The sequence below is a fragment of the Bacillus tequilensis KCTC 13622 genome, from assembly GCF_000507145.1.
Lineage (GTDB): Bacteria > Bacillota > Bacilli > Bacillales > Bacillaceae > Bacillus > Bacillus tequilensis.
The window spans coordinates 1-25,321 of record NZ_AYTO01000005.1 but is presented as its reverse complement, the minus strand read 5'-3'; the positions used below and the strand labels follow the sequence as shown (position 1 = coordinate 25,321).

Here is a 25,321-nt window from a genome sequence, read left to right as displayed (position 1 = left end):
TTCCTAAGTGTGCGGTCTATATATCTTATGTAGAAAAAAGGCTTTACAGCATTGTTTTTTAGAAAACCGTCAGCCATCAAAAAAACAGCCGCTCAATCTTCGGCTGTTTTTGATCAAAAGTCAGTTTTTTTAATTTCCACAAAACGGATATGATGATCTTCGGCATCGAGAATTTTAAATTCACAGCCCTCAGCGTGTATCACCTCTCCTGCTTTCAGCTCCATTTTTTGCGCCAGCAGCCATCCTGCAATCGTATCGATTTCTTCATTTTCAATGGCAATATCGAGCAGATCGTTCACTTCATCTATTAGCGCTTTTCCATCCATGACATAATGGTGCTCGCCTTTTTTCAAAATGTGCGGCGTTTCATCCTGATCATATTCATCACGGATTTCCCCGACGATCTCCTCGATAATATCCTCGACAGTGACGAGACCCGCCGTTCCTCCGTATTCATCAACGAGAATCGCCATGTGAATCCTCTCCTTCTGCATGCGGATTAAAAGCTGCTGTACAGGGATGCTTTCAATAACCCTGATGACGGGTCTCATGATCTGCTCCAGCTCGATCGGCTGGCCGAGAAAATAAGCTTTAAACATATCTTTGCTGTTGATGATCCCTAAAATATGATCCTTGTCTTCTTTAATGACGGGATAGCGTGTATACCGTTCATTAATGATGTGATGAATCGCTTCTTCAAGCGACTGCTCCAGAGAGATGACCGCAATTTCTGTCCGCGGAATCATAATCTCTCTCGCTACCCGGTTGTCGAATTCAAAAATCTTATTCACATAGCGGAATTCAGACTGATTGATTTCTCCCTTTTCATAGCTTTCTGAAAGGATCAGCCTCAGCTCCTCTTCACTGATGACGACCTCATGCTCCTTCACCGAATGAAAGCCAAACAATTTGACAAGAAAGCTTGCAGAGCCGTTCAATGCTTTAATAAAAGGATATGTGATTTTATAAAACCAGATCAGCGGCTTTGCAATCCATAAACTGACAGCCTCAGCCTTTTGAATAGAAACCGTTTTCGGGGCAAGCTCTCCCATCACCACATGCAAAAAAGTGACGATGATAAATGCAACTACAAATGTGACGATGTGGTTAAACGGTTCCGGCATGCCTGTCATTGTAAATAAGGGATGAAGAATGCGTTCAAATGTCGGTTCGCCAAGCCATCCAAGGCCGAGTGCTGTAATCGTAATCCCGAGCTGGCAGGCTGATAAATACTCGTCAAGGTTGGAGATAATTTTATGTGCGGCAAGCGCCCGGCTGTCACCGCTTTCGATGAGCTGATTGATTTTTGAGCCTCTGAGTTTGACGATCGCAAATTCAGCTGCGACAAACACAGCCGTAATGCCAATCAAAACAAATAGGGCGATCAATTGTAAAATAAGCAAAAAAAGCCCTTACCTTAAATGGTAAGGGGCCACCTCCTTAACGTTAATTCTCATTACGACCGTTTAAGAAGATCATCACAAAGCGAAGAAGCTCAAACAGGGAAACCAGGGCGGCGGCCACATACGTTAAGGCGGCGGCGCTCAGTACTTTATTTACCCCATTCTCTTCATTGTTTCGGATGAATCCTTCTGACACTATAATCTGCTTCGCGCGTGAACTTGCATTGAATTCAACCGGCAATGTGACCAGCTGGAAAAAGACAGCGGCTGAAAACAAAATGATGCCGAGCCCGATCAAATTCAGGCTGCCGAGAAGCATGCCTCCTAAGAAAAGCAAAGGCGCTACACCGGATGCGAAATTCACGACTGGGAAGATTTTATGTCTCAGCACAAGCGCACCATATGACTCCTGATGCTGCAAGGCATGTCCGACTTCATGGGAAGCTACAGATATGGCGGAAATCGAGCGGCCGTAATAGACCGGCTCAGATAAACGCACCACCCGTCTTGTCGGGTCGTAATGGTCTGTTAAAGTGCCTCTTACCGGTTCGACCGGCACGTCGTAAAGACCGTTTATATCTAAAATCCGTCTTGCCGTTTCTGCCCCTGTACGTCCGCTTGAGGCTTCCACTTTTGAATATTTTTCAAAGTTGCTCTTCACTTTAAATTGTGCCCAAAACGACAATCCCAATGCGGCTATTGTTAAAAATATAAACAGCATTTTTCATCATCCTTTTTTCATGATCATTTCTATTACGATTATTTTAATGAGTTTTCTTTCCCGTGTACAGAAATGCGCTTCTTCTTCCGGCTCGGAGCACAGATTCCAATCAGCAGAAAGAACAGTCCTGTTAAAAACAAATAAAAGGAAAAACTGCCGGCCAGCTGTTTCAGAAAGTGAAGCCATGAGAAGCTGCCTGAAAAGTGATTATATGAATTCAAATCGAAAATAAACAATATGACTGCGGATGCAGCCAGCTGTGTACCGATCAAAACCACGATCGTTCTTTGAATGATCGTCATCTTTTTTCATCCTTTTTGTTTTAGTTTATGGAGAAATCCGTTTTTATATGTTTTGTTCATTTTTTGAAAAACATCACCGGAAGTGGGACATACTGTTAGTAAAAAGTACGGGTGGTATAAGCCATGAAAGTGACGAGCGAGGAAAAGGAACGGCTGAGCACGGCAATTGACCGAATGAATGAAGGGCTGGACGCGTTTATCCAGCTTTATAATGAATCGGAAATCGATGAGCCGCTGATCCAGTTTGATGATGATACTGCCGATTTAATGAAGCAGGCTCGGGATATGTACGGCCAGGAAAAGCTAAATAAGAAATTAAATACAATCATAAAACAGATTTTATCCATTTCAGTATCTGAAGAAGGAGAAAACGAATGAAATCAAACCGGATATTTATTTCATGGCTCCGGTGGCCGTTATTTATCCGAATTGGGGTTATTATTTTATGTCTGATTCTTTTATTCGGCCAAATCATTTATATACTTGAGCCAAAGCAGTTCACTTCGGTATTTGAAGGCATTTGGTGGGCTGTCGTTACTGTTTCGACAGTCGGTTATGGAGATTATGTGCCGCACACGCCGCTGGGACAGGCTGCCGGGATTCTGCTGATTTTGAGCGGAGCAAGCTTTGTCACCGCGTATTTCGCCACATTATCAGCGGCTGCATTCAACAGACAGCACCGCTACATCGAAGGAAAAGTCGCTTACAAAGGCCGCGGCCACATTATTATCATCGGGTGGAATGAAAAAACAAACCGCCTGCTGAAGGAGCTGCAGCTTGCGGCTCCTTCTAAGACGGTTGTGCTGATCGATGAATCTTTAAAAGAAGGCCCGCTTATCGAAAATGTCCATTTCATACGAGGGTACGCTGCTGATGATGAGACATTGAAACGAGCCAATATTACTGAAGCTGAATCAGTGATCATTACAGCCGATCAGTATAAAAGTGAAACGGAAGCAGATATGCTGTCGGTGCTTATTCTTTTATCAGTTAAAGGCCTTAATCCTCTTGCTTACTGCATTGCTGAGATTTTGACTGACCGGTTTGTCACAAACGCTGAGCGGGCAGGCGCTAATCAAATTATCGGAACTTCAGAATTTATCAGCCGGGCGATCCTGCATCATTACCAAGTCAAGCTACGGCCATCTAAACAGCAGAACGGAATCAAGCTGACACTTGATCAGCATGTGGAGCTTCTTGCTGTCCCTGATGAACTAAAGGGAGCGGCTTACAAAACGTGCATCCTCTATTTCCTTGATCACAACACGACAATTATAGGCGTACAAAAAGAGGAGGGGCCGATGATTTCTCCTCCTCTTACATACAAAGTGCTCGAAACAGACCAATTTCTTGCCATCTAATGCAGCAAAACATCCTCCAGTTCCTTCACAAGGGAGGCGCCGATATCTAAATACGCCGGATCAATTTCCGCGTCCCGCCTTTCCGGTTCGGAAAATTGATTAAACAATGATTGGAACGGCCCTCCCTCGGCGTGGTCGTCAAGATCAGTCTGAAACACCTGCCTTAGCATAAACGGCGTTCCGATCCGGACAGCCGCGCCGCGTTCATCGAGACTGCCCTGTACCGCATTGATGGGAATCCTTAAAAACAAATAGCCGTCTCTATCATCAATTTTATAATCAAAATAGCCGTGATGGTATTCCCAGCCGCCGTTTATCACATAACCGAGCGGCTTCATCACTTGTTCCAGTTCTTGAAGCAGAAAAGACTGCCCATCTATCACAGAAGGTATTGGTATCATCAAAATGCCCCTTTTTTACTTATCCTGTCCTTCCGGGCAAGACTTCATTCAGAGGCAAACTACATGGAAATCGTTGTTTCTTTCGATCGTCCGACAGAAAAGAAAGCGCATTCAAATAAAAAGTAAACAGCCATCGCCGGGGCAAGCCCTGCGGCCGATTCCCATGAAAGATAAACAACCGCGGCATAGAGCCCTAATTTAGTGAAAAGAGTATGAGATCGTTTTACATGCAACATCCGGTGTACCGCATCGATAAAAAGCGCAAGCGGCAAACCAATAGGAAGAAAGACGAGGATGAAAAAGTATAACATCGTACCGCCGAAGCTTGAGGAAAACTCTGTGTGCACGGCGTCGAAGGAAAAAAGAATGCATAGAACAGCAGCAGAAAAAATGGCAATGATGAGATGCTTAACCAATTGTTTCATGAACCATCAGCACCCTTCTGATTTTATAAAAAGCTGACCGGCACATGCCAGTCAGCTTCCTTACATTAATCTTCCAGACGTTTTTCAAGCTCTGCTTTTTTCTCTTCAAAGCCAGGTTTGCCAAGCAATGCAAACATATTGACTTTATACGCCTCTACTCCAGGCTGGTCAAATGGATTGACGCCAAGGAGATAGCCGCTCATCGCGCAGGCTTTTTCGAAGAAATACACAAGGTATCCAAAAGTATATGCATTCAGCTCAGGAATGTTGACAATTAAGTTCGGGACATTTCCGTCTGTATGCGCAAGCATCGTACCCTGGAACGCTTTTTTGTTAACGAAATCAACCGTTTTTCCGGCTAAATAGTTTAAGCCGTCAAGATCGCTATCCGCTTCTTCGATTGTCAGCTCATGTTTAGGTTTCTCTACATTCAGTACTGTTTCGAATAAATCTCTGCGGCCTTCTTGTACGTACTGGCCTAATGAATGAAGGTCTGTTGAATAGTTAGCTGAGGAAGGATAAATGCCCTTCTCATCTTTCCCTTCACTTTCTCCGAACAGCTGCTTCCACCATTCTGCAAAGTATTGCAGCGCCGGTTCGTAGTTGATGAGCATTTCAATTGTTTTGCCCTTGTTGTAAAGCGCATTGCGAACAACCGCATATTGGTATGCAGGGTTTTCTTCCAATTCAGATGTTGCAAAATCTTTGCTCGCATCAAGTGCGCCTTTCATCATGTCGTCAATGTTGACGCCGCTCACAGCAATCGGCAAAAGGCCTACAGCTGTTAATACAGAATAACGGCCGCCGACGTCATCAGGAATGACAAATGACTCGAAGCCTTCTTCGTTCGAGAGCGTTTTTAATGCGCCGCGCTCTTTATCAGTTGTTGCGTAAATCCGCGCTTTCGCTTCTTCTTTGCCGTATTTCTCTTCAAGAAGCTTGCGGAAAATACGGAAAGCGATTGCAGGTTCAGTTGTTGTACCCGATTTAGAAATCACATTAATAGAGAAGTCAGCATCTTCAAGAAGGTCCATGACATCTCTCATATAAGATGAACTGATGTTGTTTCCGATGAAAATAACTTGCGGATTGCCGCGTTTTGCTTTTGGCAATGTGTTATAAAACGCGTGATTAAGCGCTTCAATCGCAGCCCGCGCGCCGAGGTAAGAGCCGCCGATTCCGACAACAAGCAATATATCAGAGTCAGATTTGATTTTTTCCGCGCTTTTTTTGATGCGCGCGAATTCTTCTTTATCATAATGTTCAGGGAGGTCAACCCAGCCTAGAAAATCGCTGCCAGCGCCTGTTTTTTCATGAATATTATGGTGTGCTGTTTTTACGAAGTCTCGCAGATATGTAAGTTCATGTTCGTTGAAGAAAGTCAACGCTTTTGAGTAGTCAAAGCGTACATGCGTCATTGCTTGTCCCTCCATAACGGTAGAATGTTTTCATCTTTCACTTTATATGAACTTATCTGTGAAATCAAGTGAAGAAAAAAGGGCGGAATGACTGGATTCCGCCCTAAGGGATTATAGAGACGCGCGAAGGATGGCAAGCACGTCATCTTTGTTTAGTTTTTGGAAGTTGCCGAAACCGCCGTGCTCCATTTCTTTGGCTGCGATATCAGCAATCAGCTCAAGCTTTTCTTCCCCGATATCGTAATCGGCAAGACGGGAAGGCGCGCCGAGGCTTGTCCAGAAGGCAGACAGCTTGTCGATGCCCTCAAGCGCAATTTCTTTATCTGTTTTGCCTTCGGTATCAATATCAAACATGTTTAGCATGAGGTTTTTAAAACGGCCGACATTTGTATCAAGCGTGTATCTCATCCAGTTCGGGAACAGAATGGCCAGTCCGCCCGCATGAGGAATATCATATACAGCTGAAACAGCATGCTCCATTGTATGTGAAGCCCAGTCGCCGAAGTAGCCCATTTGCAGCGTGCCGTTCAGAGCGATTGTGCCCGCATATAAAATCGTTTCGCGAAGCTCGTAGTTTTCCAGATCTTCTAGAAGCTTAGGCGCTGTTTCGATGACGGTCTGCAGAACCGCAAAGCACATTCTGTCTTGAAGCGGTGTGTTTTCGACATTATGGAAGTACTGCTCGAATACGTGGCTCATCATATCAACCATGCCGTACACTGTTTGATTTTCCGGAACAGTGAATGTATTTTCGGGATCTAAAATAGAGAAACGCGGATGAGTCACATTGCTGCCCCACACATATTTCTCGTTTGTTTCCCAGTTTGTAATCACGGAATCAGGGTTCATTTCAGAGCCTGTCGCAGCAAGAGTTAAAACAGTGCCGAACGGCAGCGCATCCTTTGCTGTTGTTTTTTTGCTGAAAATATCCCAAGCGTCGCCGTCATATTTGACACCGGCAGCAATCGCTTTTGTGCAGTCAATAACGCTTCCGCCGCCCACAGCAAGCAGAAAATCAATGTCATGCTCTCTGCATAGAGCAATGCCTTTTTCAACAGTCGCAAGACGCGGATTCGGCTCTACACCTGACAGCTCACGAACCACAGCGCCTTCTTCTTTTAGAAGACCTGTGACTTGATCGTAGAGGCCGTTGCGTTTAATGCTTCCTCCTCCGTAAACAAGCAGGACATTCTTGCCGTATTGTTTTAATTCTTTTCTTAATTGTTCAATCTGGCCTTTTCCAAAGATTAACTTTGTCGGATTATAATAAGTGAAATTTTCCATGTAACAACCTCCAAATGATACTGATGAAAAACAGGTTTTCAATTGTAACATAAGCTGACAAAAAGAAAAAGGGAAGCAGCCGAACGGCTATTTCCCCCTTTGTTTATAGAGATGCTTTTAAAATGGCAAGCACATCTTCCTTATTGAGTGATTTAAACTGGCCGAATGTCCCGTTCGCCATTGCCTTGTCAGCAATTGTGTCAAGCTGCTCGTCATTAATATCGTAATCAGCAAGACGGTTTGGAGCACCAAGACTTGTCCAGAATGCAGACAGCTTATCGATGCCTTCTAGGGCGATTTCTTCATCTGTTTTACCTGCTTCTTCAACATCAAACACGCGAACTGCAAGCTGTTTCATGCGGGCAGGATTTTCAGACAATGTGTGTCTCATCCAGTTCGGGAACAGAATCGCCAGTCCGCCGGCATGAGGAATATCATAAACGGCTGATACTGCATGTTCAATATTATGAGTAGCCCAATCCCCTCTTGCACCCATAGAGAGCATGCCGTTTAATGCGATTGTTCCGGTATACAGGATCGTCTCACGCAATTCGTAATTTTCGAGATCGTTGATCAGCTTAGGCGCTGTTTCAATGACTGTACGCAGAAGAGATTCACACATACGGTCCTGATACGGCGTGTTTGATACGTGATGGAAGTATTGTTCGAATACGTGGCTCATCATGTCAACCATTCCGTAAATCGTGTGATTTTTAGGAACGGTGAACGTATTCACCGGATCTAGAATTGAGAATTTAGGGAATACGAGCGGACTGCCCCAGCCGTATTTTTCTTTTGTTTCCCAGTTTGTAATCACCGAGCCTGAGTTCATTTCAGATCCAGTCGCAGCGAGAGTCAATACCGTTCCGAAAGGCAGGGCATCCTTTGGCTGATGTTTTTTCGTGACGATGTCCCACGCATCACCATCATACTTCGCTCCTGCGGCAATCGCTTTTGTACAGTCGATGACACTTCCGCCTCCGACAGCAAGCAAGAAATCAATGTTTTGTTCTTTGCAGATCGCAACACCTTTATTAACAGTCGCCACACGCGGGTTCGGTTCTACACCTGCTAATTCATGCACGTTCACTCCGGCTTTATTCAGCTGTTCAATCACTTGATCATACAAGCCGCTCCGTTTAATGCTTCCGCCTCCGTAGACGAGCAATACGTTTTTTCCGTAAGGTTTGAGTTCCTCCGGCAGTCTTTCCACTTCTCCGCGCCCGAAAATTAATTTGGTCGGATTCCAGTATGTAAAGTTTTGCATGACATCTCCTCCTTGTTTTTTTATTATGCAGAATGCCTTCACTACATGTAAAGCAATCAGCTCTCACCGTATCGAATGGTTTCGTATGGAAGGATGCTGGGAAAAAGCTGATATAAGTGAGGGCAAGCCAGTTTCCTTCAATATGGGGAATGCATGTATAGATTCTCCAAAATGTCACAATCTATAACTGTTTTAATAATTCATGGAGGAGGTTGCAAAACATGAGCACCATTCAAAGAATTTGTCTTGTTTTAACGATCATTGGCGCTATTAACTGGGGGCTGATCGGATTTTTCCAATTTGACTTAGTAGCGGCCATCTTTGGAGGCCAAGGCTCAGCCCTTTCTCGCATCATTTACGGTCTTGTCGGAATTGCCGGCTTAATCAACCTCGGTCTGCTGTTTAAGCCAAACGAGGAAAGATCACGCGAAGAGGCAGCAAATCCTGAAATGCGATAGGATCACAAAAGCACCGAACATTCCTGTCCGGTGCTTCAGCGAGTTGACAAACCTTCGCATTCGTTGTCGGGTCTGCGCGTCGGTGCTCACGAATTGTACATTCGCTGTGCTTCAATGCTCGCCCTTCCTAGACTTCAAAGGTTTGCAATCACGCTGACAAAAGGAGACAAAATCCTAAAACATAGTGTTTTGGGATTTTGCATTAAATCAAAAGCACCGAACATTCCTGTCCGGTGCTTTTTTGATGCTTATTTTTTGATAAGGTCTTTGCGGTTGGACATTTCAATCCACTCTTCAAGCTTATCTTTTAATGTGTTGAAACCTTGTGGTGTAGAAGCTTCTTCGCTTACTTGCGCAGCTTTAGGTTTTCTTGGTTTGCTTTCTTTTTTCTCAGGCGCAGCTTGTGTCGCACGAATTGAAAGGCTGATTTTTCCTTTTTCTTCATCAACAGCAAGTACTTTTACTTGTACTTCGTCGCCAACTGAAAGGTGCTCGTTGATATCTTTTACGAAACCGTGAGTCACTTCAGAAATGTGTACTAAACCTTGAGTTTCTTCATCTAATGCAACAAACGCACCATACGCTTGTAATCCTGTAACTTTACCAGTGTAAACACTGCCCACTTCAAATTTTGCTGCCATTCATAACAACTCCTAAGTTAAATTAAATATCTGTTTATACGCAATTAAAAATTATATCATACATGTCTAATTTCCGCAAAGAAAACTTTTTTATCAAAAATCAGGTTTATGCACAGCAAAAAGGGGGTAAACTGAAAATACCAAAGGCTTTCTAGTATTCCCCCCCTTTTTATAGGATGCGGACAAAAGGTTCGTATCTTTTTTTATGTTGTTTTGTGCAGGAATCGTTTCATTCTGACTAACGCTTCTTGAAGCTGCTCAATCGAGGTTGCGTATGAACAGCGGATATATCCTTCACCGCTCGGGCCAAATACACTTCCCGGAACAACAGCGACTTTTTCCTGTGTCAGAAGCTCCTCGGCAAACTGCTCCGAGCTCATTCCCGTGCTTTTGATGGATGGGAAAGCATAGAAAGCACCGCCCGGATGATGACAGCTGAGGCCGATTTCATTGAGCGTTTCCACAAACAAATTCCGTCTTCTTCGGTAGCTTTTTTTCATTTTTTCTACGTCTTCCATGCCGTTCTTCAAGCCTTCAAGGGCGGCAAACTGAGCCATTGAAGGTGCGCACATCATCGCATACTGATGAATTTTAAGCATGGCATCACGAAGCACGGCTGGTGCCGCGGCAAAACCGAGCCTCCAGCCCGTCATCGCAAACGCTTTTGAAAAGCCTGAGATGACAACAGTCCGTTCCTTCATGTCCGGTAATGCCGCTATGCTTGTAAATTCCTCATCATATGTCAGCTCCGCGTAGATCTCGTCGGTTAAAACGATGACATCATGTTTTTTGGCAAACTCAGCAATTTCATTCAGCTCTTCCTTCGAATATACAGAACCTGTCGGATTCGATGGCGAGCAGATGAGAATGGCTTTTGTTTTTTCAGTGACTTTTGCTTCAAAATCCGCAGCCGTTGCTTTAAATCCTTTTTCCGCTGTTGTATGGACGTGAACAGGGATGCCGCCTGCCAAAGAAACAAGCGCATCGTATGCCACAAAACAAGGCTCAGGAATGATGACTTCCTCCCCTGGATTCACGATCGCGCGGATGGCAATATCCAAAGCCTGGCTTGCCCCTACTGTCACAATCAGCTCATTATCCGGCGAGTAGCGAAGGTCAAACCTGCTGCTTAAATAACGGCTGATCTCCTCACGCAGTGAGTATAAACCGGCATTGGCAGTATAGGACGTATATCCTTGTTCAAGGGAAAGAATGCTTGCTTCGCGGACATTCCATGCAGTAACAAAATCAGGTTCGCCGACGCCTAAAGAAATGACGCCTTCCATCGTTGCCGCCAAATCAAAGAATTTGCGGATGCCTGACGGTTTTATTTGTTGTACATAGTCAGATAAATACGAAGTCATTTACGGTGACACCACGATTCTTTTGTCGTCGTCTCCTGTTTCAAACACTTTGCCGTCATGCTTGTATTTTTTCAGGATAAAATGGGTTGTCGTAGATACAACTGAATCAAGTGTGGACAGCTTATCTGAAACAAAACGCGCTACGTCAGACATCGAATTGCCGCGAATCACGACAGACAAATCGTATACGCCTGACATCAGGTAAACTGATTCAACCTCTTGAAATCGGTAAATTCGTTCCGCCACTTCATCAAAACCGACTCCCCGTTTCGGCGTTACTTTGACGTCAATCATGGCTGTGACGCCTTCATGTCCGTCGACTTTTCGCCAGTCAATCATAGCGGAATAATCGATGATAACCTTTTCTTTTTCCAGTTTATCAATAATTGTTTGTACTTCATTTACAGGGATGCCCGCCATCTTTGCAATGGTTTCTAAATCGGCGCGGCTGTTTTCGTCTAAAATTTCTAATATTTCTGTTTCTTTTTCTGTCAATTTCATTCGATTCACACCTTTGCAATGTCAAGAAATCTCATGACATTATATCACGTTTTTTGACGAATGCTAAGAAAAAACAAGGAGAAACTTCCGCTAGAATTGACAATTTCAGGGCACAATACAGACATCACATGAAAGGAAGTGACACAGAATGGAGGCGGTTTCACCAATAAGGCGGCTTACGGTCGATGGCGTAAATGTATACTACGAACATTATCAAAACCCCGGCAGGCAAACGCTTGTCTGCGTGCACGGTTTTTTATCGTCTGCTTTCAGTTTCAGAAAAGTTATCCCTCTTCTTCGGGACAAGTACGACATCATCGCGCTAGATTTGCCTCCTTTCGGCCAATCTGAAAAATCAAGAACGTTTATCTATACCTATCAAAACCTCGCAAAGCTTGTCATTGGAATGCTGGATCACCTGCAAGTGAAACAGGCTGCGCTTGTCGGCCATTCTATGGGCGGGCAAATAGCACTGTCTGCTGCTCTCCAAAAGCCGGAGCTTGTCTCAAAGGTTGTGCTGCTTTGCAGTTCAGGGTATTTAAAACGCTCGCACCCGACGATCATACTCGGGACCCACCTCCCGTATTTTCACCTTTATATCAAGCGCTGGCTCTCGAAAGACGGCGTGATGAAAAATTTATTAAATGTGGTGCATGACAAAGCGCTGATTGATGAGGAGATGATTGACGGCTATGGCAGGCCGTTTCAAGACAAGCAGATTTTCAAAGCCATGGCAAGATTTATCCGCCATAGAGAAGGAGACTTAGAACCTGAGCAATTAAAGAAAATGACCAAACCTGCTTTATTGATTTGGGGCGAGGAGGACCGAATCGTCCCTGTTGAGATCGGTAAACGCCTGCACGGAGATTTGCCCGATTCTGTGCTGTACTCACTTGGCCAGACAGGGCATCTTGTGCCTGAGGAACGGCCTGAATTCGTTTCCGAACAAATTGCGGAGTTTATCAAATAAAAAAACCGGTGCGAACCGGTTTTTTTAAGGCGTGCAGGAGCTGCTGTCTTTCATGAATAATAGCCGGCCAGCCACTTCCCGGCAGCTGTCAATCGGCAGCGTTTGTTCAAAAGAGGTTTCAAATATCTGCTGAATGCGTTTCGCCAGGACGTTGGGGTCGTCTTCATCGTAAACGGCTTGGACGACATCAACAGCCTCCGTTTCGTAAAACTCTTCTCCATATTGAAACGGGTCCCATTTGGAAATAATCTTGATCATTTCCCTGACCGCTTGACTTTCTTCCATATTCATCACCGCTTATAATAAAATTTGCAGTTCTATTTTATCATAGTCGCGTTCAGAAGAAGAAACAGACATGAGGGGGTAACAAAATGAACTTTGATAAACGAGAAGAACGCCTTGGCACCCAATCAGTCAAATGGGACAAAACAGGCGAATTGTTCGGCGTGACAGACGCACTCCCGATGTGGGTGGCGGATATGGATTTCCGCGCACCGGAAGCGATAACTGAAGCATTAAAAGAGCGCCTCGATCACGGAATTTTCGGTTATACGGCTCCAGATCAAAAAACGAAAGATGCCGTGTGCGGATGGATGCAAAACAGGCACGGCTGGAAGGTGAATCCGGAGAGCATTACATTCAGCCCGGGAGTTGTCACTGCATTGAGCATGGCGGTACAGGCTTTCACGGAGCCCGGTGATCAAGTGGTTGTCCAGCCTCCTGTTTATACGCCTTTTTATCATATGGTTGAGAAAAACGGCCGCCGGATTTTACATAATCCGCTGCAGGAAAAAGACGGCGCATATGCAATGGATTTTGAAGATTTGGAGTCGAAGCTCAGTGACCCAGGCGTCAAATTATTTATTTTATGCAATCCCCATAACCCTTCTGGACGTTCATGGAGCCGAGAGGATTTATTGAAGCTCGGCGAATTGTGTCTTGAGCACGGCGTCACAGTTGTATCGGATGAAATCCATTCCGACTTAATGCTGTACGGAAACAAACACACGCCATTAGCAGCTCTCTCAGATGAATTGGCGGATATTTCCATAACGTGTGCTGCACCAAGCAAAACATTTAATATCGCAGGGCTGCAGGCTTCTGCAATCATGATTCCGGATCGGCTGAAGCGTGCCAAGTTTAACGCAAGCCTGCAGCGCAACGGTTTAGGCGGACTGAACTCGTTTGCCGTCACTGCGATCGAAGCCGCTTATTCAAAAGGCGGACCGTGGCTTGACGAATTAATCTCATACCTTGAGAGAAACATGAACGAAGCTGAAGCCTTTTTGAGCGCCGAGCTGCCGAAAGTCAACATGATGAAGCCGGATGCATCGTACCTGATCTGGCTCGATTTCAGCGCCTACGGCTTGTCTGACAAAGAGCTTCAGCAAAGGATGCTGAAGAAAGGGAAAATTATTTTAGAGCCCGGAACGAAATATGGCCCCGGCGGAGAAGGATTTATGCGCCTGAACGCGGGCTGCTCTCTCGCAACCTTACAGGACGGACTGCGCCGCATTAAAGCCGCTTTAGTGTAAATATAGCTGTTAAACGCCTTTACATATCATTTGTAAAGGCGTTCTTAATAAAGGAATTTTATATTTCCCTTGTCATATTTAGTGTTATAATGGATTCATATTTTATACGAAAGGATTTCACGCGAATGGAAATTCTAAAAGACTATCTCCTGCATATCTGCTTTATTTTGTTTCCTATTCTTCTTTACCAAGTGTTTTGGCTTGGAAAGCCGACGATCCTTGTGCCCAAAATAAACAGCGGGCTGGTCACGTTATTCGCCTGCGGCGCCTCCGTTTTATGCATTATATTTCCTATCCATGAAATGGAATACATACAATACGGCCTTCAGATGATTCCCGTTATCATTTGTTTATTTTACATCGGGACTGCTTCAGGGCTTACAGTCGCCGCATCTGTCTTATGTTTTGAACTGCTGTTTTACGAACCTTCCGCCATCTTTGTTTTCACTTTGCTTCCTTTTCTTACTATCATCCCCATCCTATTTCAAAAAAAATGGCCATTCATGTCCAAAGCGAAAAAACTGCTGCTGGCATTATTGATCAGCTGCTTGGAGATCTTCTTATTTTTCGCCTCCAGCTGGATTTTTTTCGCTCTCAATATTTTAAATTTTCAAAAATCAGCACTTTTATTTTATGAGGCAGCTGTCTCAGGGCTGTTCCGCTCCATCGTTCTTCTATTAAGCATCTATATAATCGAAAGCATCGCCGAAAATATCGCCCTGCGTTCACAGCTTATCCATTCAGAAAAAATGACGATTGTCAGTGAGCTGGCAGCGAGCGTCGCTCACGAAGTCAGGAATCCGCTGACAGTTGTCCGCGGGTTTGTCCAGCTTCTGTTTAATGACGAAACCCTTCAGACCAAATCAAGTGCAGACTACAAAAAGCTTGTACTGTCAGAGCTTGACCGGGCGCAAGGCATCATTACAAACTATCTTGATATGGCTAAACAGCAATTGTACGAAAAAGAAGTTTTTGATTTATCAACTCTTATCAAAGAGACAAGCTCCCTTATGGTGTCGTATGCCAATTACAAGTCTGTCACCATCGAGGCCGAAGCGGAGCCGGGCCTTCTTGTATATGGTGACGCAACAAAGCTGAAGCAGGCTGTCATCAACCTGATAAAAAACAGCATTGAAGCTGTTCCCCACGGAAAGGGGATCATCCACATATCGGCGAAAAGAAGCGGCCATACGATCATAACCAACATCTCAGATAATGGAGTCGGCATGACAGACAATCAAATGCAAAAACTCGGCGAACCTTATTATTCATTAAAAACAAACGGAACGGGGCTCGGTCTTACCGTAACCTTTTCAATTATTGAGCATCATCATGGGACCATTTCATTTAACAGCAGCTTCCAAAGAGGCACCACTGTAACAATTAAGCTTCCCGCTGATCTTCCTCACTAGCAAATCGAACGGAACTTTTATAGAATAAATGCGAGGTGATGACAGATGAGTACGTTTGAAACAGGCTCTATCGTTAAAGGATTTTACAAAACAGGTGTATACATAGGAGAAATCACGGCTTGCAGGCCGCAGCATTATTTAGTGAAAATCAAAGCGGTTCTCACCCATCCCGCTCAAGGAGACCTTCATCATCCAAAACAGGCGGATGTGCCTTTTTTTCATGAGAGAAAAGCGCTTGCATACGGCGAACAGACCAATATCCCCCATCATATGGTGAAGCCTTATGACGGTGAAGTGCCGGATTATACCGCGTCTCTGCGGGAAGCGGCAGCACAGCTGAGAGCCAAATTAAATGAGGATGGTTCGGAGTGGGCAAAGCGCTCCCTTCACAATCTGGACGTGTTAGAAAAGGAATATTTCAACCGGACATAACCCAGTCTGACAAAAGATTGGGTTTTTTACGTCGCGCGCTTGAGCAGTTCGGATAAATCAATTCTTTCACCGATTGTCGGCGGTTTTGGTTTTTCGAGATACTGCTTATCCTGTTCAACAAGCTTAAAAAGCTTATGTGCTGTTAGAGCATCATCAAGCGCTTTATGATGAGTGCCGGTTCCGGAATCGCCATACTCTTCGGCAGCTTTCCATAAACCCGTCAGTGTCCGGTCTCCAAAAAAGTTTTTGTATTCAAGCGACAAATCTCTCATTTCTCCCTTAAAAGGAAAAGAAATATGGTTAAACATACAGTTTTGCTTCAGCACTTTCATGTCCATGTTTCCCCACGTAATAATCGTGCTGTTTTTCTCAGGGTCCAGCTCGTTTAGTTTACGGATGAAATCTTCGAATCTCATTCCCTCGTCTACCTGCTTTTGGGTTATTTTCAAAAATGATTTGCAGCGCTTTGTCAGCTTCGGAAATTTTTTCGGTCTGACATAGCTAGAAAACGTCTCAACTACTTCATCATCAACCGACTTTACAATTCCGGCTTCAATGATTTCAGGGAAAAAGTTTTGCGGCCTGTACTTTCCTTCCGGCATCGTAAATTCGAAATCAATAATGAGTATGCTGTTTGTCGTCACCTCTTTACACCTGCCTTTCCTCCGATCAGAAAATGCTATCTTTATAGTATATCAATTCACCCTCTCGACCTTTCTTCATTTTCTAAAAATAATGAATTTCCCCAGCCGCTTTGTTTCTTTTAAATGATGCATCGTTTCTTTATAATTAGTAAGGAACCCGAAATAATAAGAAGGTGATGTTATTTCTATCCGCAAAAAAAACTTTGTCATTGTGTGGCTGGCGAACTTTTTTGTCTCTGCCAGCACAACGATGATCGTTCCTTTTCTCTCCCTATACATTGAGACGCTCAGCACTTTTTCAAACGGCTTTGTGCAAAGGTGGAGCGGCTATGTGTTCGGCATTACATTTCTCATGGCGTTTTTGGTGTCCCCGTTTTGGGGACGGTTCGGAGACAAACGCGGATACAAGAAAATCCTTATGGCAACCGGAACAGGCATTGCCCTCAGCATTTTATTCATGGGCTTTGTTACATCGGTATACCAATTGTTTTTTCTGCGTATGGCAATGGGCCTTGTAACCGGATTCATCCCGACATCTCTAGCGATGATCTCGGCGCAGACTCCAAAAAGTTCAGCCGGCAAAACACTCGGGACGCTGCAAATGGGGCAGGTGTCCGGAAGCTTGTTCGGTCCGCTATTGGGCGGCATGCTCGCTGATCGTTTCGGCTTTACGTATACCTTTTTTATCACATCCTTTGTGATTTTCTCATCTGTTCTTCTCGTGTTATTCGGCGTTAAGGAAAAGCCTCTTGCAGAGAAGTCAGCCAAACGTGCGTCTTACACGAGAAAAGAAGTGCTCTCCTATATTTTTCACCAGCCGGCGCTTTGGGTCATGATGCTGTTAACCATGCTGATTCAAACAGGCAATTTCAGTATCCAGCCGCTGCTCGCTTTATATGTAAATGAGCTGCACGGACCTGTCAATCTGGCCTTTTTCTCTGGTATGGCATTTTCAGCAACGGGACTCGGAAGTTTGCTGCTGGCTAGAAAATGGGGTGATCTGGGCGACCGCTACGGCCACCGCCGCATTTTAATCGGACTTTTGCTCGCCGCGTCTTTCTTTTTTATTCCGCAGGCGCTCGCGTCCTCACTAAGCGTGCTCCTTGTTTTCAGATTTTTATTCGGAATGGCGATGGGCGGCTTGCTGCCATGCATCACGGCAGCGATCCGCGTTCAGGCTCCCGGCAGCATTCAAGGAGAAGTACTCGGCTATAATGTGAGCTTCCGCTTTTTAGGAAACGTGCTCGGGCCTCTTCTCGGCGGAGTCATATCGAGCCATTTTACCATTTCGGCCGCCTTTTATGTCACAGCGTTTCTCTTTTTCGCCGGCGCCTGCATGCTTTGGGTCATGCAGAAATTCCGGAAGGATTCTTATGCCAAAGCAAGCTGATTCTCAGAAAAACTGAGGAATCTTCTAAATTTAACCTTCTCGTAAACTCAAAAGAGTGGTACGATATGGCTAGAATTTAGGAGAAAAGAGAGTGACCATGTTACGAAAAATAATCGGATGGATTTTGCTCCTTTGCATAATCCCATTGTTTGCATTTACAGTTATCGCTTCCGGAAAAGAAGTTAAACAAATGAAGTCTCTGGATCAGGTGCTTGATAAAAATATTAATCTGGAAGATATCAGCCTTGTTCAAAACAGCTACATGTATGACAGGGACGGCTCCCTTGTCTCGGAAATCGTCAGCAATCACGAAAACCGCGTGATCGTTCCATTTGACAAGATTCCCGAGGAAGTCAAACAGATTTTCTTAACATCTGAGGACCGCCATTTTTACGAGCATAAAGGCTTTGACTTTATGGGAATGGTGCGGGCAGCCGCTTCCAACGTAAAAGACAAGAAAATTGATCAGGGTGCCAGCACCATCACACAGCAGCTTTCAAGAAACTTGTATTTAAGCCACGAACGCTCCTTCAGCCGCAAGCTGACTGAGCTCGCGTATTCTTATCAGCTAGAGAAAAAGTATACGAAAAATGAAATTCTTGAAGCTTACTTAAATACGATTTATTTCAACAATGGCGTTTACGGCGTCGGTTCAGCGGCTGAATTCTATTTCAGCAAACCGCTGAAATCTCTCACAGCGGGAGAAATGGCTTTTATTTGCGCTATACCTAATAACCCTACATTATATGATCCTCTCAAGCATTTTGACTACACGAAAAGCCGTCAAGAACGTTTGCTTAAAGGGTTAAAAGATGCCGGGGTCATTACGGATAAAGAGCTGAAAAAAGCCGTCAAACAAAAAATCAAACTGGATGTTGAAAAGAAAGAAGACAAATATCCAGACTACGTTTCATATGTCAATGATGAATTCACTCAGCTGGTGTCTGAATCAGAAGGCTATGATAAACGTCTTCAAAAAGCATCAGGAAAACAAAAAGAAAAGATCGAAAACGAGCTGTCCGCAAGAGTCAGCACGCTAACGAAAGACGGCGTGAAAATTTATACCGCACTTGATCCGTACATGCAAAATCAAGTTGTGTCACAAATGAATTCCAAGCTCCCGTATGCGGACGTACAGGGCGGAGCGGCTGTGATCAATCACCAGACGCATCAAATCATCGCTCTATCCGGCGGGAAAAACTATCAAAAATATGACTTTAACCGCGCCTACCAGGCATACAGACAGCCGGGGTCATCCATTAAGCCGCTACTTGATTACGGCCCTTATATTGAACAAACCGGCGCGACAACAAGCAGCACTATTGATGCCAGCAAGTTTTGCAGCAAAGATTACTGTCCGCAAAACTATAATAACCGCACGTACGGCACAGTAACGGTCGATACGGCCTTTAAAAATTCATATAATACACCAGCCATCAGAATGCTGGACCGTGTCGGCATCCAAAAAGCATTCAGTTATATTGAGCCGTATCATTTTGCCAAACTTGTCAACAGCGACTATCTTCTCCCGGCGGCCCTTGGCGGATTTACAAACGGCATGACGCCTCTTGAGATGACAAAGGCCTATACGACATTCGGCAACAGCGGAAGTTATACGCCGAGCCATGCGATTACAAAGGTGACAGACCTTAAAGGAAAAACGATTTATAAATGGAATGATCAGCCGACTCAAATATTCAGTGTCCGCACGAACATGCAGCTGAAAAAACTGATGTCTTCCGTTGTGAAAAGCGGAACAGGGAAAAAAGCCTATTTTAAAGCGCCTTACATCGGCGGGAAAACAGGAACATCAAATGATTATCACGATATGTGGTTTGTCGGCCTGACAGATACGTATACAATGGGGGTTTGGGTCGGAAAAGATACACCGAGCAGCGTTGAATATCTTCACAGTATCAGCCCTCAGCTTTCGATCTGGAAAGGAACGCTGCAAGCGGCTTATTAAAAGATAGGAGGGGATCTGGTGGCACCAGAACACATTCCAAATCGCGTTTTGCTCTTTGACGGTGTGTGCAATTTATGCAATGGCGCCGTGCAATTTATCATTACACGTGATCCAGAAGGATTGATCTCTTTTACATCGCTGCAGTCGGAAACAGGACAGGGCCTGCTGAAAAAAAGCGGGCTCCCGACTGATCAGTTTGACAGCTTTGTCTTTATTGAAGACGGTCAAGTGTACACAAAGTCAACTGCAGCTATTAAGGTTTTCAGGCATCTGCGGGGCCCGTGGCGGCTTTCCGTCCTGTTTTTCGCTGTGCCGAAGCCTGTCAGAGATATGGTCTATTCTTTCATTGCCAAAAACCGCTATAAGTGGTTCGGCAAAAAAAATGAATGCATGCTCCCCTCTCCTTCTATTCAAAAAAGGTTTTTACCATAAACGAAAAAATGGCTAGCTTACACAGGTAAGCTAGCCATTATGCTATTATAAAGCTTGATAAATATGAACAGAATACCGATAACAAAGGTAAACCAAAACAGCAGTTCCAATAGAATGAAGCCGACTAATGACATAAGAGAAAGCGTCGAATAAATCCGGTATACGATAAACACAAAGTAAGCGAGCGTGACGACCGCAAACCAGATCACAATCCAGACGATATTGTGCAAGAGCACAAAGGATAAAATCCCGCCGCCTAAATAAATCATGGAACCCATTCTGATTTTTTTCAGATTGTTCCCTTCCGGATCATTGGCAAAAAACAGCAACGACAGCTCAGTCACGGTATTCGCAATTAATTTCAGAGCGGACAGAACCATGAAATATAAAAGTGCAAAGGCCGCAAATAACGCAAGCCTGATCCCTTTCTCTGAAAAATAATCGAGCATTCCATCATACATTCCAAATGAGGACAGCATCTTCATTGCATAAAGTGAAGTTGAAATGGATAAAGACGAACTAAAAAGCAGGATCGCAATCAGAGGAAAGTATCCTGTCAAATAAGTATTTTTCATATAAAAAAGTCCCTTTCTATAATCTACCTCATTTATTATGGAGGACTTAAAACACATTGACAAGATAAATTATTCCATTTTTTCTCCTTTTTACGAATTACGGTCCCAAATCTTCACAAAGCAGCATTTTGAGGGTAAAGTAGTACGCAGGAATCATAAAACATAAGGAAGTTTACGATGAAAAAAACATTGAAACTGCAAACCAGACTCACCATATTTGTTTGTATCGTTGTGTTAATCGCACTGCTCATTACATTTTTTACAGTCGGTGCCCAAACCACTAAACGAATTAGAGATCAGGAAAAGGCCACAGCGCTGCAAACTGCTGAAATGGTAGCCGAAGCGCCGATAACAGCCTCTGCTTTGGAAAGCGGAACAAACCAGAAGGAACTGCAAAGCTACACAAAGCGGGTTCAGAAAATCACCGGTACGGAATTTGTTGTTGTCATAGATATGAACGGCATTCGCAAAACACATCCTGACCCGAACAAAATCGGAAAAAAATTCAGGGGCGGTGATGAATCCGAAGTATTAAAAGGGCATGTCCACATCAGCACTGCCTCCGGCACGCTCGGAAAATCGCAGAGAGCATTCGTTCCTGTCTACGCGAAGAATGGAAAACAGGTCGGGGCGGTCGCTGTCGGCATCACCGTAAATGAAATTGATGAAGTGATCAGCCATAGCTTACGTCCGCTCTACTTTATTATCTGCGTCAGCATTTTCGTCGGTGTAATCGGAGCTGTTATCGTCGCCCGTACGGTGAAAAATATCATGTACGGACTTGAGCCTTATGAAATTGCGACTCTTCTTGAAGAACGCAGCGCGATGCTGGAATCAACGAAGGAAGGAATTCTCGCTGTTGATGAACACGGAAAAATCAAGCTTGCCAACGCGGAAGCAAAGCGACTATTCGTGAAAATGGGCATCAACACAAATCCCGTTGATCAGGATGTCAATGACATCTTGCCGAAAAGCCGCTTAAAAAAGGTCATCGAGACAAAAAAACCGCTTCAAGACAGAGATGTCCGCATTAACGGATTAGAGCTGGTATTTAACGAAGTTCCCATCCATCTAAAAGGACAAACTGTCGGAGCAATTGCGACATTCCGGGACAAAACCGAGGTAAAACATTTAGCTGAACAGCTTTCCGGTGTTAAAATGTATGCAAACGCACTGAGAGCGCAGTCTCATGAATTTATGAACAAACTGCATGTGATATTAGGTCTCGTCCAGCTGAAAGAGTATGACGATCTTGGAGAGTATATTAAAGACATTGCGATTCAGCAAAAATCAGAAACAAGCGAGATTATAAATGATGTCAAAAGCTCCGTACTGGCCGGTTTTCTGCTCGGAAAGCAGAGCTTCATACGGGAGCAGGGCGCAAATCTTGATATTGAATGCAGCGGTGTCATCCCAAATGCGGCAGACCCTTCAGTCATTCATGAACTCATTACCATTATCGGAAATCTGATCAACAATGCCTTGGATGCCGTTGCCAATATGCCGAAAAAACAAATCACCATGTCCATGCGTTTTCATAGCGGCATACTGGATATTGAAATTACCGATACCGGAGCCGGCATGTCGGAGGAAGATCAAGCCAAGGTGTTTGAACAAGGCTATTCAACGAAGGGCAAAAACCGGGGATTCGGCCTTTATTTTACACAGCAAAGCATCGAAAATTTAAAGGGTCAAATGATCCTCACAAGCGAAGAGAATGAAGGAACGACATTCAGTCTTCGTGTCCCGTACGAACCGAAGGAGGAAAATCATGATTAATGTACTAATAGTTGAAGACGACCCCATGGTGGGTGAATTAAATAAACGATACTTAAGCCAAATAGATGGCTTTCAGCTGAAAGGCATTGCCTCTTCCTTTCAAAGCGCTCTGCATATTTTAGGAGAGCATCACATCGACCTCATTTTGCTCGATATTTACATGCCGGGGAAAAACGGGCTGGAACTGCTGACGGAATTGAGAGCCCAAAATGAAGCGGTTGACGTCATTGTCATCTCAGCGGCCAGCGAGCTGGACGTAATCAAGAAAACACTTCGTTACGGAGCTGTTGATTATTTAATCAAACCGTTTGAATTCGAACGTTTCCAAACTGCCCTGTCTGATTACAGACGAAAACAAAAGGTCTACTCAACCCATCGCAACATGAGCCAAAAAGAGCTGGACGCCGAGCTTTTTCAAAAGAAAGAAGCGACAGAAAAGGTGCAGCTTCCTAAAGGCCTGACAAAAAGCACGCTGAAGCTGATTTGGTCCAGTATCCAGTCGTTTGAAAATGACTCTTTTACAACAGAAGACTTGGCAAAGCATACAGAAATCTCTCAAGTATCCATAAGAAAGTATTTAAAATTTCTTGAAGATATTCAAGTTCTGAATGTGGAAATGGCGTACGGAACAATCGGAAGACCGGTATTTCAATACAACGTCAACACAGGAAACCTTAACGGAATTAAGCAATATTTATAAAAAAATGCACTGTTCACTCCGAGCAGTGCATTTTTTTCTATTACATCTCTTGCCAAGATAATAATTGATTCTATTGGTGAAAAGCTATGTCTCGGCGGCGGTGTGTGTATGCCTCTGCGATTGCACTTGATTTTACGCACTCTGCCATCTCCGGGCAAGGTTTTATCATACATGCAGCGCTTGTATTCGGGGCAGCCGATTGGAGCACTGCTTAAGCACCATCAGTCCACTGCTCCCTCTTTTTAAAGACAAGCCAAATGTGTATTAACGTTTTCGTTTTGAACGGCTTTATCGGACGCACAGATGCCGAAAGCAAATGGCGTGCCTTATATTAAAGAAAAACGATAAAATATTCCTCCCGGGAAGACGCTTCTCGGGGAGATTCTCCTAATCCAAATGACCCTATTAATTTAATTGTTTATTAGTTTTTTAAATTAAAAAACTATAATATGTTAACGCTTTCTTGTAGACTGTAACAAACAATACATGGGGGTGTATGACATGGGAGCAATTCCAAAAAAGGGGGCAATTTCACCTGAGCAAAAAGTCACACAGGAGAAAAATCCGTTTCAAAAAATATGGTCCTGGGAGATCGGTGTGATTCCTCTGCCATTATACACAGTGTTGGCTATTATTATTATTCTTGCAGCCTATTACAATAAACTGCCCGCAAATATGCTTGGCGGTTTTGCCATCATCATGATTCTGGGTGTGTTTCTTGGGGACATCGGCCAGCGCATTCCAATATTGAAGGATATTGGCGGCCCAGCTATTTTATCGTTGTTTGTTCCTTCATTTTTAGTCTTTTACAATGTGCTGAATTCAACATCTTTAGACGCTGTAACCAACTTGATGAAAACGTCTAACTTCCTTTATTTCTATATTGCTTGTCTTGTTGTGGGAAGTATCCTTGGAATGAACAGAATTGTTTTAATACAGGGATTTATCAGAATGTTCGTTCCGCTGGTTGCCGGAACGATCGCAGCCGTTGCGGCCGGCATCCTTGTCGGATTTATTTTTGGCTACAATGCTTACGATTCCTTTTTCTTTGTTGTTGTTCCGATTATTGCCGGGGGAATAGGCGAAGGAATTTTGCCGCTCTCAATTGCGTATTCACAAATCCTCGGTTCATCCGCTGATGTGTTTGTATCACAGTTGGTCCCTGCCGCTATTATCGGAAACGTTTTTGCAATCATCTGTGCCGCCTTAATGAAAAAGCTTGGCGATAAGCGTCCAGATCTAAACGGGAACGGACGTCTCGTCAAATCTAAAAAAGCAAATGAGATTTTCAATCAAAAAGAAGCCGAAGCAAAAATTGATTTTAAACTGATGGGAGCCGGTGTGCTGCTCGCTTGTACATTCTTTATTTTCGGCGGGTTATTGGAGAAATTCATTTTCATTCCGGGCGCGATCTTAATGATTATTTCAGCGGCGGCTGTCAAGTATGCGAATATTCTTCCGAAAAAAATGGAGGATGGCGCTTACCAGCTTTATAAGTTTATTTCTTCTAGCTTTACATGGCCGCTGATGGTCGGCCTCGGCATCCTCTTTATTCCGTTGGATGACGTAGCGTCTGTGATCTCTATCCCGTTTGTCGTCATTTGTATTTCAGTTGTTGTCGCGATGATTGCTTCTGGATATTTTGTGGGCAAGCTGATGAACATGTACCCTGTTGAATCCGCAATCGTTACCTGCTGCCACAGCGGTCTTGGCGGAACTGGTGATGTTGCGATTTTATCAGCATCCGGAAGAATGGGCCTTATGCCGTTCGCTCAAATTTCCACCCGCCTCGGCGGTGCAGGCACCGTCATTTGTGCGACAGTTCTGCTTCGTTTTTTCACTTCATAATCAGAAAAAGAGTTCCGTTATATGCGGAACTCAGGCTGTCGAGAAAATCTCGACAGCCTTTATTTTTCCCTTAAAATATCAATTCCCCTGTA

The 25,321-nt window shown here is 44.2% G+C and carries 28 protein-coding genes and 1 pseudogene; 14 read left to right on the top strand and 15 right to left on the bottom strand.

All coding sequences use genetic code 11. The features are described 5' to 3' along the window. Positions 1-113: 113 nt before the first annotated feature. The 3 genes from V756_RS0101055 to V756_RS0101045 are packed head-to-tail and all read right to left on the bottom strand — an operon-like array spanning position 114 to position 2,426. Entirely contained in the window at positions 114-1,403 is a 1,290-nt protein-coding gene (locus V756_RS0101055; protein WP_024713013.1) for a hemolysin family protein, read from the bottom strand. A gap of 43 nt (positions 1,404-1,446) precedes the next feature. After that, positions 1,447-2,124, bottom strand: a complete 678-nt coding sequence (locus V756_RS0101050) for a zinc metallopeptidase (protein ID WP_024713012.1) — start codon at positions 2,122-2,124, stop codon at positions 1,447-1,449. Positions 2,125-2,162: 38 nt separating this feature from the next. After that, positions 2,163-2,426: a YuzI family membrane protein gene (locus V756_RS0101045; RefSeq protein ID WP_024713011.1), complete on the bottom strand. Its 264-nt coding sequence runs from the start codon at positions 2,424-2,426 to the stop codon at positions 2,163-2,165. A gap of 123 nt (positions 2,427-2,549) precedes the next feature. Between V756_RS0101045 and V756_RS01000000121665 the strand changes: the two genes are divergently transcribed. Both V756_RS01000000121665 and kbfO read left to right on the top strand, forming a co-directional pair. Next, positions 2,550-2,804 carry a protein mistic gene (locus V756_RS01000000121665; RefSeq protein WP_032681571.1) on the top strand — a complete coding sequence of 85 codons (255 nt, stop codon included), beginning with the start codon at positions 2,550-2,552 and terminating at the stop codon, positions 2,802-2,804. Then, a complete protein-coding gene (gene kbfO, locus V756_RS0101035; RefSeq protein WP_024713010.1) occupies positions 2,801-3,787 on the top strand; it encodes a potassium channel protein KbfO in 987 nt (328 codons plus the stop codon). Before V756_RS01000000121665 ends, kbfO begins: the two co-directional genes overlap by 4 nt. On the opposite strand, the gene V756_RS0101030 is transcribed toward kbfO, so the two are convergent. The 5 genes from V756_RS0101030 to V756_RS0101010 form a co-directional block, all read right to left on the bottom strand. Further along, positions 3,784-4,188 (bottom strand): YugN-like family protein, encoded by a 405-nt coding sequence (locus V756_RS0101030; RefSeq protein WP_024713009.1) that lies wholly within the window; start codon positions 4,186-4,188, stop codon positions 3,784-3,786. The genes kbfO and V756_RS0101030 overlap by 4 nt on opposite strands. 59 nt (positions 4,189-4,247) lie before the next feature. Beyond that, positions 4,248-4,613, bottom strand: a complete 366-nt coding sequence (locus V756_RS01000000121660) for a hypothetical protein (RefSeq protein WP_032681569.1) — start codon at positions 4,611-4,613, stop codon at positions 4,248-4,250. A gap of 65 nt (positions 4,614-4,678) precedes the next feature. Beyond that, positions 4,679-6,031: a glucose-6-phosphate isomerase gene (locus V756_RS0101020; RefSeq protein WP_024713008.1), complete on the bottom strand. Its 1,353-nt coding sequence runs from the start codon at positions 6,029-6,031 to the stop codon at positions 4,679-4,681. Positions 6,032-6,142: 111 nt separating this feature from the next. After that, on the bottom strand, positions 6,143-7,315 hold the full coding sequence (locus tag V756_RS0101015) for an iron-containing alcohol dehydrogenase (RefSeq protein WP_024713007.1): 1,173 nt from the start codon (positions 7,313-7,315) through the stop codon (positions 6,143-6,145). Positions 7,316-7,418: 103 nt separating this feature from the next. Beyond that, complete coding sequence (locus tag V756_RS0101010) at positions 7,419-8,582, bottom strand: iron-containing alcohol dehydrogenase (protein ID WP_024713006.1); 1,164 nt, start codon at positions 8,580-8,582, stop codon at positions 7,419-7,421. A 221-nt stretch (positions 8,583-8,803) separates the two neighbouring features. Between V756_RS0101010 and V756_RS0101005 the strand changes: the two genes are divergently transcribed. After that, on the top strand, positions 8,804-9,040 hold the full coding sequence (locus V756_RS0101005) for a DUF378 domain-containing protein (RefSeq protein ID WP_003220771.1): 237 nt from the start codon (positions 8,804-8,806) through the stop codon (positions 9,038-9,040). Positions 9,041-9,288: 248 nt separating this feature from the next. Here V756_RS0101005 and yugI read toward each other — a convergent pair whose 3' ends face one another. The 3 genes from yugI to V756_RS0100990 all read right to left on the bottom strand — a co-directional run bounded on the left by yugI (position 9,289) and on the right by V756_RS0100990 (position 11,546). Further along, positions 9,289-9,681: a S1 domain-containing post-transcriptional regulator GSP13 gene (gene yugI, locus V756_RS0101000; RefSeq protein WP_003228864.1), complete on the bottom strand. Its 393-nt coding sequence runs from the start codon at positions 9,679-9,681 to the stop codon at positions 9,289-9,291. Between the two features lie 203 nt (positions 9,682-9,884). Then, on the bottom strand, positions 9,885-11,045 hold the full coding sequence (locus V756_RS0100995; RefSeq protein WP_024713005.1) for an aminotransferase: 1,161 nt from the start codon (positions 11,043-11,045) through the stop codon (positions 9,885-9,887). After that, on the bottom strand, positions 11,046-11,546 hold the full coding sequence (locus V756_RS0100990) for an Lrp/AsnC family transcriptional regulator (RefSeq protein ID WP_003220765.1): 501 nt from the start codon (positions 11,544-11,546) through the stop codon (positions 11,046-11,048). Positions 11,547-11,694: 148 nt separating this feature from the next. On the opposite strand from V756_RS0100990, the gene V756_RS0100985 reads away from it, so the two are divergent. Further along, positions 11,695-12,516 carry an alpha/beta fold hydrolase gene (locus tag V756_RS0100985; RefSeq protein ID WP_024713004.1) on the top strand — a complete coding sequence of 274 codons (822 nt, stop codon included), beginning with the start codon at positions 11,695-11,697 and terminating at the stop codon, positions 12,514-12,516. Between the two features lie 24 nt (positions 12,517-12,540). On the opposite strand, the gene V756_RS0100980 is transcribed toward V756_RS0100985, so the two are convergent. Beyond that, positions 12,541-12,801, bottom strand: a complete 261-nt coding sequence (locus tag V756_RS0100980) for a YugE family protein (RefSeq protein WP_024713003.1) — start codon at positions 12,799-12,801, stop codon at positions 12,541-12,543. A gap of 86 nt (positions 12,802-12,887) precedes the next feature. Here V756_RS0100980 and patB point away from each other — a divergent pair, with 86 nt between their 5' ends. The 3 genes from patB to kapB all read left to right on the top strand — a co-directional run bounded on the left by patB (position 12,888) and on the right by kapB (position 15,895). Then, complete coding sequence (gene patB / locus V756_RS0100975) at positions 12,888-14,051, top strand: cystathionine beta-lyase PatB (RefSeq protein WP_024713002.1); 1,164 nt, start codon at positions 12,888-12,890, stop codon at positions 14,049-14,051. Positions 14,052-14,176: 125 nt separating this feature from the next. Then, positions 14,177-15,463, top strand: coding sequence for an ATP-binding protein (locus V756_RS0100970; RefSeq protein WP_024713001.1), 1,287 nt, complete (start codon positions 14,177-14,179; stop codon positions 15,461-15,463). 45 nt (positions 15,464-15,508) lie between these two features. After that, a complete protein-coding gene (gene kapB / locus V756_RS0100965; protein ID WP_024713000.1) occupies positions 15,509-15,895 on the top strand; it encodes a kinase-associated lipoprotein KapB in 387 nt (128 codons plus the stop codon). A gap of 26 nt (positions 15,896-15,921) precedes the next feature. Here the strand turns inward: kapB and kapD are convergent, their stop codons facing one another. Both kapD and V756_RS1000000124210 read right to left on the bottom strand, forming a co-directional pair. After that, complete coding sequence (gene kapD / locus V756_RS0100960; protein ID WP_024712999.1) at positions 15,922-16,539, bottom strand: 3'-5' exonuclease KapD; 618 nt, start codon at positions 16,537-16,539, stop codon at positions 15,922-15,924. Between the two features lie 75 nt (positions 16,540-16,614). Further along, positions 16,615-16,818: a hypothetical protein gene (locus V756_RS1000000124210; RefSeq protein WP_024712998.1), complete on the bottom strand. Its 204-nt coding sequence runs from the start codon at positions 16,816-16,818 to the stop codon at positions 16,615-16,617. On the opposite strand from V756_RS1000000124210, the gene V756_RS0100950 reads away from it, so the two are divergent. The 3 genes from V756_RS0100950 to V756_RS0100940 all read left to right on the top strand — a co-directional run bounded on the left by V756_RS0100950 (position 16,721) and on the right by V756_RS0100940 (position 20,327). Continuing rightward, positions 16,721-17,929 (top strand): multidrug efflux MFS transporter, encoded by a 1,209-nt coding sequence (locus V756_RS0100950; RefSeq protein ID WP_370444913.1) that lies wholly within the window; start codon positions 16,721-16,723, stop codon positions 17,927-17,929. The two genes, V756_RS1000000124210 and V756_RS0100950, sit on opposite strands and share 98 nt — an antisense overlap. 91 nt (positions 17,930-18,020) lie before the next feature. Next, positions 18,021-19,895, top strand: a complete 1,875-nt coding sequence (locus tag V756_RS0100945) for a transglycosylase domain-containing protein (protein WP_081719741.1) — start codon at positions 18,021-18,023, stop codon at positions 19,893-19,895. Between the two features lie 18 nt (positions 19,896-19,913). Further along, the gene (locus tag V756_RS0100940) at positions 19,914-20,327 is read left to right on the top strand and encodes a thiol-disulfide oxidoreductase DCC family protein (protein ID WP_024712995.1); all 414 of its coding nucleotides are present in this window, start codon (positions 19,914-19,916) and stop codon (positions 20,325-20,327) included. A 17-nt stretch (positions 20,328-20,344) separates the two neighbouring features. Here the strand turns inward: V756_RS0100940 and V756_RS0100935 are convergent, their stop codons facing one another. Beyond that, complete coding sequence (locus V756_RS0100935) at positions 20,345-20,902, bottom strand: YufK family protein (RefSeq protein ID WP_024712994.1); 558 nt, start codon at positions 20,900-20,902, stop codon at positions 20,345-20,347. A 177-nt stretch (positions 20,903-21,079) separates the two neighbouring features. Between V756_RS0100935 and maeL the strand changes: the two genes are divergently transcribed. From maeL to maeN, 4 genes and pseudogenes are all read left to right on the top strand, one after another. After that, a complete protein-coding gene (gene maeL, locus V756_RS0100930; protein ID WP_024712993.1) occupies positions 21,080-22,681 on the top strand; it encodes a two-component system sensor histidine kinase MaeL in 1,602 nt (533 codons plus the stop codon). After that, on the top strand, positions 22,674-23,381 hold the full coding sequence (gene maeM / locus V756_RS0100925; protein ID WP_024712992.1) for a two-component system response regulator MaeM: 708 nt from the start codon (positions 22,674-22,676) through the stop codon (positions 23,379-23,381). The genes maeL and maeM overlap by 8 nt, the downstream gene beginning before the upstream one ends. Before the next feature lie 104 nt (positions 23,382-23,485). Then, positions 23,486-23,729, top strand: a pseudogene (locus V756_RS1000000123170) (ABC transporter permease); the annotation flags it as partial. Between the two features lie 153 nt (positions 23,730-23,882). Then, positions 23,883-25,229 (top strand): sodium/malate symporter MaeN, encoded by a 1,347-nt coding sequence (gene maeN, locus V756_RS0100920; protein ID WP_024712991.1) that lies wholly within the window; start codon positions 23,883-23,885, stop codon positions 25,227-25,229. Positions 25,230-25,321: the final 92 nt, after the last annotated feature.